Origin of the sequence: Halanaerobium saccharolyticum (assembly GCF_003259895.1) — a bacterium.
Taxonomy (GTDB): Bacteria; Bacillota; Halanaerobiia; order Halanaerobiales; family Halanaerobiaceae; genus Halanaerobium; species Halanaerobium saccharolyticum_A.
In genome coordinates this window covers 77,650-91,123 of record NZ_QLME01000006.1, presented here as the reverse complement: position 1 = coordinate 91,123, position 13,474 = coordinate 77,650, and the positions used below count along the sequence as shown (strand labels likewise).

Below are 13,474 nucleotides of genomic sequence, written 5' to 3'. Positions count from 1 at the left end.
AGTAACTGGAGAGTGAATAAAGTTGAAAAAAATTATAAAAAAAGTTTTATTTTATATTTTAATAGTCTTAATTCTTACTAATACCCCAGTACTTGCTGTAGAAAATACTATGCCTTTAGATGAAGTAGAAGCAGGAATGACAGGCTATGGGAAAACTGTTTTTTCTGGCAATAAAATCGAAAAATTTGAAGTGGAAATAATAGATATTCTCGACAACCGCAGTCTGGATGAAGATTTAATATTGATTAAATTAACCGGTGATAAAGTTGAAGAGTATGGTGGAATAGCTGCCGGAATGAGCGGCAGTCCTATCTATCTTGAGGATCGCATAATTGGAGCCATTGGTTACGGCTGGAGTAATAGTGATCATCGTTATGGACTGGTGACACCTATTGGAAGAATGCTTAAACTTCTGGAAGATAATGATTTTGAAGAAAGCAGCGGTAATATTAGTGATTTTGATCTGGATCTGGAAGAATTCACACCGGGAGAAAATATTATCAGATCTGAAAGTCCAATTATGGTCAGCGGGATTAGTGGTAGAGCTTTAGATAGACTGGAAAGGAACTTATCCGAATTAAATCTGGATGTTATTCCCGGCTCAGGAATTGAAGAGGTCGATAAAAGTGATGAAAAACCCGAGCCAGGAGAGGCGATTGCCGTTCAGCTGGTCAGAGGTGATATTAGTGTCGCTTCCATTGGTACTTTAACTTATGTAGACCAGGGACAATTTTTAGCTTTTGGTCATCCTTTTACCAATCGCGGGCGGGTAAATTATCTTTTAAGTCGAGCTCATATTAATGCAGTTATCCCCAGTACAGAGCAGCCTTTTAAATTGGGCTCACCCTATAATCGACTTTTAGGATCAGTAACTCAGGATAGAGGTGCTGGCATTGCAGGTAGAATTGATACCTATCCCAGAATTACTCCTCTTTATATTTCTATTTCCGAAAATGGGGAACTGCTCAAAGAAGTAAGTCTGCAGATTATTAATGATGAATATTTATTTTCATCTCTTTCTAATAGTGCTGCCCTGCAGGCCGTTGATTCGGCACTGGATAGAATTGGACCAGGTTCGGCAGAGTCCAGACTAAAAATTATGGGCAGAGGACTGCCTGAGCTGCAGATAGAATCCAGCAATATGTATTACAGTCAGAATGATATCGGAAGTATGGCTTTATACGATTTTTCTCAGTTATTAGACTTAATTCTGAGCAATCCGTTTAAAGAAGTTAATCTGATTGATATCAGGTTGGAGTTAGATTTTGATCGGAGTGATAGTGTGGCTTTGATCCAGGAAGCAAAAGTTTTAAACGAAGAGATTTATCCCGGTGATCAGCTGGAGGTTGAGGTAACCCTGCACCGCTATCGGAATGGTACTGAAACAAAAATAATCAGGATGAAAGTTCCCGAAGATGTGGAACCAGGGATAGCCACTCTTTTTGTTGATGGAGGCTATACCGGAGAAGCAATGAGGCCGGAGGAGACTGCTCCAATGCAGAGTGCGGGTGGTTTGAATGAAGCTGAAATTTCCGGTCATAAAAGTTTTGAGTCCATGTTAGATGCTTATCTGGATTCTCCGGACAATAATGATCTGATCCTGCAGCTTTATCCTTCTTATGCAGCTCCAATTTATCAGGAAAGCAGTGAGGCCCCACCCGGACAGGCCGGGCAGAACTTTGGCAAGGGTGAAGAAAATAATGATAATCCGGAAAATGATAATCCGGAAAACAACGAGCAGCTGAGAGAAGAGCCGGTGGAGCCCGAAAATATGGATGAAGAAATAAAAGAGCGCTACTCTACTGAATATGTGCTGGAAGGTAGTTTAAATCTCGACCTTGAAATTTTGGTTCCACCTGAAAATGATTTAGCTGCAGAAACAGGTGCAAATGCAGAAGCAGAATCAAATACTGCACCAGAAACAGATAAAAAATCCCGGCAGTAAGCATACTCAATGATTTCTGGAGGTTTTTAAATGGATAAGCAAATTAAATATCTTTTGGGAGTATTAGTTTTACTGCTTATCTCAGCTTATTTTTTAAGTCTGCTGGTAGGCTTACCCCAATATTTTGAAGAGGATATTATTGCTTTTCTGGAAGAGAGGTTTTCAGGTGATATTTCTTTCAGCTCTGTCTCTTTATGGCCTCTTAATCGGATTCGACTTAATAACTTTGAGTTTACTGCCGAAGATGGTACTTCTTTTAAAACTGAAAGTCTAAATCTTGATTACAGCCTTAACTTTAACGAAGAAGAAATTGTTAGAGTTGATTTTATAGAACTGCTCGGGGCAGAGATTGAAGTTCAGGGAGATTTTATTAATCTAAATCAGAGTTTGTCTGCTGCAGATAATAATGGGGAAAGTGATTTTAGTAATGCTGACCTTTTATCTGCACTCAGTCTGCCTGATTTTTTTGCTGACTTAAATGTGAATATTAGAAATTCAAATTTAATTTTAAATACAGCCGCTCTGCAGCTTGAACTATCAGATCTGCAGCTCGGTCTGGAAACAGACAGCACTGATAATTATAGGCTTAATCTTTCGGCTGGGGTAAGGCTCAGACAGCTGCAGCTGGAAAATGATTTGGAGCTCAATAATCTTAATTTAAGTAATTTAGATTTAAAATTTAATAAAGATAATGCTGATGCTGATTTATATTTTGCAGGAGAAGAGTTTGATCTGGCATCAGCTGCAGCCAACCTGCCGCTTAACGAATTTAATTATCAGGATTTTGAAGTTGACCTGCAGACTCTTGCTGGCCTGGCTTCTGTTAGCGGAGAAGTTATCTTTAGCAACAATAGGATCAGCAGCTATCAGAGTCAGTTATCCATTGATGATTTTGGTCTCCAGAGCAGCTATAATTATGCTGAAGGAGAAAATGAAAACATAGCTTTATCTGCTCCAGTTTTAAATATTCAGGCAGCAGGTCCTGAACTGAGTTTAGTTCTTAATCAGAATAGAATTTTTATAGATCAGGAAGCTGTTGATTTAAGTCTAGAAATTGATCAATCTTTAAATTATCAATTAAAAGCAGCAGCTGCAGACTTTAATTTTGACTATCAATTTGCAGCTCCTTATTTAAACGAGGGTCTTTTTGACTTTGATTTTAATCTCAGTGGAGCCGGCAACCAGCTCGAAATCGCTGCTGCAGAAATCTCTGCAAGCGATTTAAGCAGTGAATATACAGCTTTGAATTCAGCCGAAATTTCCTTTCTGCTTGATCAGGAAGAATTATTTCTAAATAGAGCCCAGTTTTCACTGGCTGCTGGAAATCAACTTTCTTTAACTGGAAGTTATAATTTTGAAAAAGAAAATTACCTTTTATCTGCAGAGGCAGAAAACTTTCGCCTCTCAGAAACTTTAATTACAAATTTAAATCAGATTGAATTATTATCAGAAAATGATTATCTTTCCCATCTTAGCAAAATCCGGGATGAGCGTCTAGATTTTAGAGTTGATGCAGCCGGACTTTATGGTCCAGAACAGGGCTTATCAGCTAATGGTGACTTAAACTTATCTTTTAAAACAGCTGCAGCTGGAGCAGATTTTGAAATAGACAGCTCTTTCTGGTATACAGATAATAAGCTGCTGCTCAATTCTTTTAAAGCAGTTTCGGATTACGGCCGCCTGGATCTGATGGGAGAGCTGGATCTGGACAGCAAAGAAGTAAAACTTCGCTATGCAGCTCATAATCTGGAGCCGGAAATTGCAAATGAATTTCTGGCTCAGGAGGCGCCAATTTTAACTGAGCTAAATCCCAATATTGATTATCTGGAAGGTTCGATTTTAAATAGTTTTACAAACCCGACAGTAAATATCAGGTTAGAGATGAAGCAGCTAGAATATGATAGTTATCTTCTGGAAGATCTTATATTTTCTGCAGTCTATGAAAATGACAATTTAAATATAAATGATCTGCAGGCAGAAATTGCACAGGCTTCAGTTGCTGCCTCAGGCCAGATAAACAATCTTTCCCGTCTGGAAGAGGCAGAACTTAAGCTGACTTTTAACAGTCAGGATTTATATTTTGAAGATCTAGCAGCTTTTAGTGGTCAGCCTCTGCCTTTAAGCGGAGAAGTTCAGCTTCAGGCGGCTCTTAGCGGCCAAATTGCTGATTATAATCTTGATCTGAGCTTAGATGCCCCCAACAGTATTCTGGAATTTGACGGTCAGGAAATTGAATTTTCCAATCTGATGGCAGAAATTAGCAGAGCCAATGGAGATTTTATAATCAATAATTTAACTGCTAAACAGCAGAATGTACAATTAAATGCTGCTGGACGTTTTAATTTTACTCAGGGATTTGATATAGATTTAGAGCTGGATAACTTTGAACCTGCCAGTTATTTAAATAATTATCAGTATGCTGCCAATAATCTGAATGGGAGTCTATCTTTAACAGGAAATCTCAGCGGTGATCTGGAAAATACAGTTTTTGATTTTGAACTTGGTTCTCAGGATTTGAGTTTTGCTGAACTGGGAATTGAGATTGCTGATAACTCATTCAGCTATAATTTGATTGAAAATACAATTTCAATTGAGCAGTTTAATTTTGCTGTTGATTCCGGCAGCTATAATTTAAATGGTAGAGTTTTTGATTTAAATAATGAAGTTAAAACTGAATTAAAGCTGGAGCTGCTGGAAGTTTCAACTCGAGAATTAAGCCTTAAGTTTGCTGATTTTTATCCCCTGGCAGAGGATTTGATTTTTGCCGGGGCTGTAGATTTAAACTCTCAGGGTCTGGATTATCAGGCTCAGGTAGATCTCAGGGCAGAGTCTGAGGCAAATCAGGGCAATTTAACTTTAACTGGTACAGTTGATGAAAATCTGGCTCTTGATTTTGAGGCTTCAGAGCTGAGGCTTGATTTTAGTTCCAGACAGTATGATTTTAATTTTAATTTAAGTAGTCTTTTAGACTTTAGTGGTAGTATTGAAGGCGGTCTGGAAGCTCCCATCGTGAGGCTCACCCACCAGCTGCGGGAATTAAGTGTTAATGGCAATAGTGTGGAATTAGTGGAAGGGGAAATACTTCTGGAAAGCGACAGAAGATTTTCAGCTTCCGAAAGCATTAATTATAGTGGTGGTGGGGAACTGACAGTAGATGGAAGTTATTCTATGGTCGATGATCAGTTAAATTTAAGTTCTAATCTTGAAGCTTTACCTTTAGATTTTTTGATTTCTTTTCTGGGAGAGGGCTATTCCGCTTCCGGCAGCATTGATGGTGCCTTTAGAGCGGAAGGCAGTCTGCAGTCTCCCCAGCTTGGAGGAGAGCTTGAACTGGCGGCTGAAAATCTGGAACTTGGACTCACTCATCCAATTGAGGATTTAAGGGGCTCAATCAATCTTAATCAGGGAAGTGCTGAAGTAGAAAATTTAAGTGGACTTTTTGCAGAAGGTAATTTTGCTGCCAGCGGCAGTATGGATTTCTTTGATTTAGAAAATTTCTGGAATTTATCTTTAAATGGTCAACAGCTATATTTTGAACAGGGTTCACTGGCAGGAAACTTTGATGCAGAATTGGCTTTTGTTGGTCCCCTGTTGAATCCAGTTTTAGAGGGGGATTTAGTAACTCATGATTTTGTAATTGGCATTCCCTTTGAATGGCCCCAAAATGAAGCTGATCCAGATGCTTTTATTCCAGAAATAAACCTGGATATTAGACCGGGAGAAAATGTAAGGGTAGAAAATGAAAATATGGAAATTATTGTAGAAACAGGAACTCTTAATCTGCAGTTTGATCACACTCTGGATGATCCCCTTAGAATGCAGGGGCGTTTACGCAGTCAGGAAGGCGAATTTGCTTACTATAATTCTCGGTTTAATCTTGAAAATGCAGAAGCCATTTTTACTCCTGTGAATGAAAACGATATTCCGGATCTCAGTGTTAATGCGGTAACTTATGCAGGGGGGAACGAGATCACTATTAATCTGACCGGCCCTGCAGATGATATGAGAATTACCCTCAGTTCAAATACTGATCTTACAGAAGAGGAAATTCTAAACCTGCTTTCAACTCAGGGAGCTCTGGGGTCTGCGATTATCGGAGGGGAAGAGATAGGTGTTCAAAATATTATCTGGCAGGAATTGATGCGGGTTGTAAATTCATTTTTACAGCGCGGAGTACTCTCCGATCTTGAATCTGATTTTGAAACAATATTTTCACTTGATAGAGCAGAAATAAATGCTTTTCAGTATGGTACAGAGAGAGAGTTTACAATTTATTTAGGTAAAAATATTACAGATAGACTGTATTTAGAATATGCAAACTATTTTAATCAGGAAGGCAGAGAAGAAGAAATATCTTTTCAATATAATTTAACAGAACCAACTGTTCTCAAGGGTACTTATTTTGGTGATCAGGAATATCAAATCAGTATAGAAACAGAAATTGAATTTTAGTTAGTTTGATCAATCTCTATAATTTGAATAAAATACTAGGAGGCCAAGGAAATGAAAAAAGGTTTATTGTCAGCACTACTTATTTTAACATTATTACTGAGCTTTTCCAGTGCAGCTGCAGCTCAAAATATCCCAATTAATGAGATTACAAAAATTACTGTACAGGGTAATGATTACGTCGGTGATTTTGAAATTTTAAATGCAGTTCAAACTGAGGTTGGTGATCAGACAGATCAGGAAGCACTGCGGGCTGATATGCAGTCAGTTTTTGATCTGGGTTATTTTTCTGATGTAAATATAGTTTTTGAAAATTTTGAAGGTGGCCTAAATGTTATTTTTGAAGTTGTTGAAAATCCTGTCCTGGAAGCAATTGAACTTTCCGGCTATGAAGGACTATATACAGCAGCTTCAATAAAAAATGAACTTGATTTACAGACAGGTACTGTTTTAAATGTTAAAAAGATGAATCAAAACTTAAAATCTTTTCAGGAAAAAATGCAGGATGATGGATATATTTTAGCCAGATATAAAAATGTTAATATTTCAGATGAGGGTGTACTGACAGTTGAGATTAGTCCGGGGCGTCTTGATACTGTCGAAATTAGTGGTAATACTAAAACAGATAATGATGTTATCTTAAGAGAAATGCCGATAGAAGCTGGAGAGATAATAAATATCAATAAAATTCAGCGGGGTTATCAGAATTTATATCGTCTCGAGTACTTCGAAAATATTAACCCTGAGCTGGAGCGGGTAGACAGTGAGAATAATCTTGCTAAACTGGTGATTAATCTTGATGAGGCCAATACCGGGCGCCTTAATTTTGGTGGAGGTTACAGTTCTACAGATGGTTGGATAGGATTTGTAGAAGCGAGTGAGAAAAACCTATTTGGTAATGGCCAGAATATTGGAGCTAAGTGGCAGTTTGGTGACACCACAACCTATTCTTTAAATTTCTATGAACCATATTTGATGGATACTAATTATTCATTTGGTTTTAGTGTTTATGATCGTGAAACAGATAGAACGACCTCTTATTCAGGATCAGATGAAAGTTTAGACTATATCAGGAAGAGTAAAGGTGGTAGTTTAAGCCTGGGACACCCACTTCCTAAAGACTGGAGCACGTCTTTAAGATATAGAATTGAAGATACAGAAGAGGTTTGGGATGAAACCAATCCCGATTATAGTGATGTTATAGAAGGAGAAAAATTTACTGATACTGAGTTGCGATCACTTACACTTTCCTTTAACAGGGATACTTCCAATAATCGATTCCATCCTACCAGTGGTTCTATTAATAACTTTAGTGTAGAATATGCAGGAGGTTTTATGGGAGGAAATATGGATTTCACTAAATTTAATTGGGACAGCCGCAGATATTTCCCCGGCTTTAGCGACCATGCAGTAGCTGCCCGGATGAAGCTGGGCTTAAGTGATCCGCGAACTCCACTTGGAGGGGAAGAATATGACCTTGGCGGTTCAGATAGCCTGCGTGGCTATGAACGTAGTGACTTTGATTCTGCTGATCGAGCAAACAACAATCTTCTGTTATTAAACTTAGAATATCGAATTCCCTTTAATGAGAGCTTTACCGGAGTTCTATTTACAGATGCCGGTAATGTCTGGGAAGATAGAGACAGTATTTCCCTTGATGATTTAAAGTATGGTTATGGTTTAGGGATGAGAATGAACACTCCTGTTGGCCAGCTCCGCCTTGATTACGGCTGGGATGAAGATCAGGATGGTCAGCTGCACTTTAGTATCGGTAATACCTTTTAGAGTTAAATTATGAGGGTTGGCTGAAGTTAATTATTAAGTTCTTAGCTAAAACAATCATCCAATTTAGACTTAATATTTAATAAGAGATACCATTTGTATTTAATAATAAATAAAACCACCTGGGGGAATTAAAAGATGAATTGGAGTGACCGCAAATTTCAATTTGCAGCATTGCTTTTATTAACAGCAATTCTGGCTGCAGTAATTATTCTCGGAGTGCTGACAGAAGATGAATCTGTTGATAAAGCCGCCTATGTTAATTTAGAGCGGGTCTTTGCAGAACATCCGGCAAGAACAGCAGCTGAGCAGGCCTTAAATCAAAAAGCAGCGGAGTATCAGCAGCAGCTGGAATTAGAGGCTGAAGAACTGTCAGGTACTGAACAAAAAGAAATGTTAGTCCAATATCAGCAGCAGCTGCAGAATCTGGAATCCGAGCTTTTAACTTCAGTTACCGAAGAAGTAGAAAAAATAATTAAGGAGACCGCAGCAGAGCAAAAGGTAAAATTTGTTTTAGAAGAAGAGCAGGTTTTATATGGCGGCTATAATTTAACTGATGATGTTCTGGAAAAACTAAAGGCAGAGTGGGAAAAATAACAGGCTAAACTCAAATCATTGATTAATAGTCCAGCAAAAGAAGTCTTTAATCTTTGGCAAAGAAAGGAGAAAAGCAGATGGATAAACATGATTATCATTTTATCTCATTAAAGTTTTTGACTGCAATTCTACTGGCTTTAATTTTTGCTTTTCTCTTTATCTATGTGTTTACCCCTCAGCAGAGAGAAGAATATTCGACTTATAGTCTCCAGAAAAGAGAACTGGGTTTTCCAGAAAGCCCCGTTATTTTTGATTCTGATCCTCAAACTATGGAGGTAGCAATGGCGGCTGAGAAGTCGAGATTTCAGGAAGAATTAAGAGAGAGAAGTTTTGAACTAATGCAGCAGAGCAGAGAAAGCATGCTGGCAGTTATTAGTGCCAACCACTTAGAAAGAATGAATGGTTTAAGAGAAGAAAGAATGCTGACCCTGGAAGCTGAACAAAGACGCCTGGCTGAGAGAGAAGATAACTTACTGCAGGAAAAACGGCAGCAGTTAGAAGCGGATCTTTCTCAGGAATTACAGCAGCTGCGGCAGGAAATAAGAAATCAATATTCTGACTTTAATCAGGAACAGATCAGAGACAATTATCTGGAGATGATTAATCTTAGACTTAAAATTGAATTTATTGCCCGGACTGAGAGTGAAAGAAAAGAATATCAACAGCAGCTGGAGAAAGTAAAGGCGGAACAGCAGGCACTGATGGCCGAAAAAAATTCTCAGTTAAATGAGTCTATTTCCAGCCGGACCAGTACCCTGATTATGAATTTTAATCAGCAGTATGCAGCTTACAGGGAACAAATAAGAGCTGAACATCAGCAAATTCTCTCTGAGCAGAGACAGGAAATTGAAAACGAGCTGGCTCAGGCCAGAGAAGAAATAAAAAGTGATTTAGCTTCCACACGGGAACAAAAGTCGGCTGAAATGGAACAATTAATAGAAAACACACGCGAGAAGTATTACTAATTCGGGAGGGTTTGATGGCGATGTATTATTATCGAAAGGCTGCTGCGGTATTTATTATTATTATGGCATTAATGCTGCCTCTTTTTCTGGAAAAAGAAGAGGAAACAGCAGTAATCAATTTAGAACAGGTAATTGCTGCCAGTGCTCATCTCAGCCAGATAAAAGCTGAGAGTTCAGCTGATCCAGAAGTGGAAGAAATCTCTTTAGCAGAGGCAGAAAATAAAATAATGGAAATTTTGAGATCTGAATCTGCAGAACTGGCAGCAGAAAAAAGCTACAGCAGTATTTTAATTGATCAATCAATTTATCAGGGTGGTAAGAATATTACCCGGGAATTGGCTGCCCGGATAGATGAAAATTACAGGTAAATATTAAGAATAGAAAAAAATAATAATTAGAATAACATCAAATAAATGTGATAGTTTTTAAGGAGGATAAGATAAAATTGACAGAAAATAATCCAGAAATTAATTATCAGCTGCAGAAATTAGCAGAAATTACAGCTTCCGAAATCAGAGGGAATCAAGAAATATCTGTTGATAATGCCCGGGGGATAGAAGAAAGTAATCAAAAATCAGTTACCTTTGCTGATCAGGAAGAATATTTAATTAAAGCCTTAAATTCTGAGGCAGCAGTGATCGTCAGCGGTTATGAAATTTATGAACAGCTGGATTCGGCTGCAGAGACAAATAAAACATTTTTGCTGACAGATAATCCGAGGCGGGCTTACGCCCAGATTGCTGATTTATTAACACCCAGACCTTATGAAAACAGGAAAATTTCTAATAAAGCTGTAATTGATGAATCAGTAAAAAAAGGGAAAAATATTTCTATCCATCCAGGGGTAGTAATTGCCGAGAATGTGAAAATCGGAAATGATACTGTTCTGGCACCAGGAGTAATTATAGGACCGGATGTAGAAATTGGTGATAACTGCTTATTACATCCAGGTGTTATTATTGAAAGAGGTACAATAATCAGGGATCGGGTTATAATCCAATCCGGTGCTGTAATTGGTTCTGATGGTTTTGGCTTTGCAACAGACAAAGATGGTCATCATAAAATTCCCCAGCAGGGAAATGTAATTATCGAATCAGAAGTTGAGATTGGAGCCAATGTTACAATTGATCGGGGAGCAAGTGGACCAACTATTATCAGGCAGGGAAGTAAACTTGATAATTTAATTCAGATTGGACATAATGTTGAAGTTGGCGAAGAATCACTTTTAATTGCTCATACCGGGATTGCCGGCAGTACGAAATTGGGCCGCCGGGTGACACTGGGTGGACAATCCGGAGTTGTTGGTCATATTAAATTAGCTGATAACACTACTGCAGCAGCCAGAGCAATGGTTACTTCACCAACTAACGAAGGTGATTTTATTTCGGGAGCTCCAGCCCAGATTCACCGGGAAGCTCTTAAAGAACAGGCTTATTTGCGGCGGCTGCCAAAATATATTGATAAAATAAAGCAGCTGGAAAAGCGGCTGGCGGAACTTGAAAATAAATAATCCTTGAATTATAAAGCCAATAAATATATAATAAACTATTGAAAGGCTTTTAATGAAAGGATGACAATTTTGTATATAGAAAAGGAAAAACAAAAGACACTAAAAAAAGAAATTTTAATTGAGGGTATTGCCCTGCATTCCGGTAAGGAAGCGGCAATTAGGTTGAAAGCTGCTCCTGCTGATACAGGAATTATATTTTATCGTTCTGATTTAGATAAAAAAATAAAGCTGAAAGCAGAGCCAGGATCAGTTGTTAATTTAGTCAGAAATACAACTATTGGCAGCAGAGAAATTAAGGAAGCTAAAGTAAGTACAGTTGAGCATTTAATGGCAGCTATCTGGGGTAGTGGAATAGATAACTTAGAAATTGAAGTTTCCGGGCCGGAGATACCAGTTGTTGATGGTAGTGCTTATCCTTATTATCAGCGGATTCTGGAGAGCGGCCTTAAAGAACAGCAGCAGCAGAGAATAGTTTTTAAAGTTGAGTCTCCAATTTATGTCCGACAGGATGATGCTTATATTACTATTTTGCCCTATCCTGGTTTTAAGATTTCCTATACTTTAGATTACCAGCATCCTGTAATCGGAAGCAGTTATTTTGAATTCGATGCTGAAAAAATAGATTTTGGCGAAGAAATTGCAAAGGCCAGGACCTTTGGTTTTGCCGAAGAGGTGGAAAGACTGCACGAACAGGGACTTGCTCTGGGAGGTAGTCTGGAGAATGCTGTATTAATAGAAAATAATCAGACAGTTAATCCACTCAGATTTGAAAATGAGTTTGTAAGACATAAAATTCTTGATGTTATTGGGGATATGTTTTTAAATGGCAGAATAATGGGTCATATTATAGCCATTAAATCTGGCCACAGGCTCCATGTTAAATTGGCGGAGAAGATCAGAGCAAAAATGATTGAGGAGGAAAATTAATTTGAGTAAGTTAAATGAGATCATTGATATTAGTGTAATCAAGTCAATTTTACCCCATCGCTATCCTTTATTATTAGTAGATAGAATAGAAGAAGTACATAAAAAGGAATCGATTGTTGGGATAAAAAATGTAACAATAAATGAGGAGTTTTTCCTGGGTCACTATCCTGATCATCCAATAATGCCGGGAGTTTTGATTGTAGAAGCAATGGCTCAGGTAGCGGGAATTTTAATTTATTATAGCTTTGAAGAGATGGAAGATAGGCTTCCCATCTTTACAAGTATTGATAAAGCAAAGTTTAGAACACCTGTTAAACCAGGTGATCAGTTAAGAATCAAAGTGGAAATGGTGAGATTACGCAAGAGAATTTCTAAGGTTAGAGGAGAAGCTTATGTGGGCGATAATCTTGCTGCAGAAGCAGAAATGATGTTTACTTTTGAAGAGAAATAAATTGATAATTTGGGAAGGGGAATGATAGTCTTGGCAGCAGAGAAAAAGGGAAAGGTGCTCCACATGAGCAATATTCACGATACTGCAATTGTTGCTCCTGGAGCCAAAATAGGTAAAAATGTTGAAATTGGTCCTTATGCTATTATCGGTGAAAATGTTGAAATTGGGGAAGGTACAGTAATCGGACCTCATGTAGTGGTTAAGGGTTGGACTCAGATAGGTAAAAATAATGAGGTTTTTCACGGGGCTTCTATAGGTTTTGAACCCCAGGATTTAAAATTTGATGGAGAAAAAAGCTATCTCTTTATTGGAGATGATAATACGATAAGAGAAAATGTTACTATCCACCGGGGGACCGCCGAAGGCGGAGGGGAGACAAGAATTGGAAATGATAATTTAATTATGGCCTACTGTCATGTAGCACATGACTGTCAGCTGGGCAGTCATATTGTGATGTCAAATGCAACAAATTTAGCAGGCCATGTAGTTATTGAAGACTATACCGTAATTGCCGGTATGGTTGGAGTACACCAATTTGTACGCATTGGTAAAATGAGTATGGTTGGTGCTCATTCTAAGGTAGTAAAGGATGTACCTCCCTATATTTTGGTTGATGGACATCCGGCCGGAGTTAATGGAATCAATGTCGTTGGTTTAAGACGCAATGGGGTTAGTCCTGATATGCGGAGAGAAATTAAAAAAGCCTATAAAACTCTCTACCGCTCTAAATTAAATATAGATGAAGCAATAGAAAAAATGGATCAGGAATTGGATGCCAGTGAAGAAATTGAACATTTCTTACGTTTTTTGCGTAATGCCAGCCGCGGAATCTGCCGGTAGGTGTAATT

Annotated in this window: 10 protein-coding genes; all 10 read left to right on the top strand. The window is 38.1% G+C overall.

Translation table 11 applies throughout. The features are described 5' to 3' along the window. Positions 1-22: 22 nt before the first annotated feature. The 10 genes from C7958_RS05995 to lpxA all read left to right on the top strand — a co-directional run bounded on the left by C7958_RS05995 (position 23) and on the right by lpxA (position 13,466). Positions 23-1,945, top strand: a complete 1,923-nt coding sequence (locus C7958_RS05995; protein WP_111571762.1) for a SpoIVB peptidase S55 domain-containing protein — start codon at positions 23-25, stop codon at positions 1,943-1,945. A gap of 30 nt (positions 1,946-1,975) precedes the next feature. Beyond that, entirely contained in the window at positions 1,976-6,397 is a 4,422-nt protein-coding gene (locus tag C7958_RS05990) for a translocation/assembly module TamB domain-containing protein (RefSeq protein WP_111571761.1), read from the top strand. 51 nt (positions 6,398-6,448) lie between these two features. Then, positions 6,449-8,179 carry a BamA/OMP85 family outer membrane protein gene (locus C7958_RS05985; RefSeq protein ID WP_111571760.1) on the top strand — a complete coding sequence of 577 codons (1,731 nt, stop codon included), beginning with the start codon at positions 6,449-6,451 and terminating at the stop codon, positions 8,177-8,179. A 135-nt stretch (positions 8,180-8,314) separates the two neighbouring features. After that, complete coding sequence (locus tag C7958_RS05980) at positions 8,315-8,773, top strand: OmpH family outer membrane protein (protein ID WP_111571759.1); 459 nt, start codon at positions 8,315-8,317, stop codon at positions 8,771-8,773. Positions 8,774-8,850: 77 nt separating this feature from the next. Next, the gene (locus C7958_RS05975; RefSeq protein WP_111571758.1) at positions 8,851-9,738 is read left to right on the top strand and encodes a hypothetical protein; all 888 of its coding nucleotides are present in this window, start codon (positions 8,851-8,853) and stop codon (positions 9,736-9,738) included. A gap of 14 nt (positions 9,739-9,752) precedes the next feature. Further along, positions 9,753-10,106: a hypothetical protein gene (locus C7958_RS05970; protein ID WP_133960275.1), complete on the top strand. Its 354-nt coding sequence runs from the start codon at positions 9,753-9,755 to the stop codon at positions 10,104-10,106. Positions 10,107-10,183: 77 nt separating this feature from the next. Next, complete coding sequence (gene lpxD, locus C7958_RS05965; RefSeq protein ID WP_111571756.1) at positions 10,184-11,248, top strand: UDP-3-O-(3-hydroxymyristoyl)glucosamine N-acyltransferase; 1,065 nt, start codon at positions 10,184-10,186, stop codon at positions 11,246-11,248. 69 nt (positions 11,249-11,317) lie between these two features. Next, on the top strand, positions 11,318-12,175 hold the full coding sequence (lpxC, locus tag C7958_RS05960; protein WP_111571755.1) for a UDP-3-O-acyl-N-acetylglucosamine deacetylase: 858 nt from the start codon (positions 11,318-11,320) through the stop codon (positions 12,173-12,175). A gap of 1 nt (position 12,176) precedes the next feature. Then, a complete protein-coding gene (fabZ, locus tag C7958_RS05955) occupies positions 12,177-12,626 on the top strand; it encodes a 3-hydroxyacyl-ACP dehydratase FabZ (protein ID WP_111571754.1) in 450 nt (149 codons plus the stop codon). A gap of 21 nt (positions 12,627-12,647) precedes the next feature. Further along, the gene (gene lpxA, locus C7958_RS05950) at positions 12,648-13,466 is read left to right on the top strand and encodes an acyl-ACP--UDP-N-acetylglucosamine O-acyltransferase (RefSeq protein ID WP_111571753.1); all 819 of its coding nucleotides are present in this window, start codon (positions 12,648-12,650) and stop codon (positions 13,464-13,466) included. Positions 13,467-13,474: the final 8 nt, after the last annotated feature.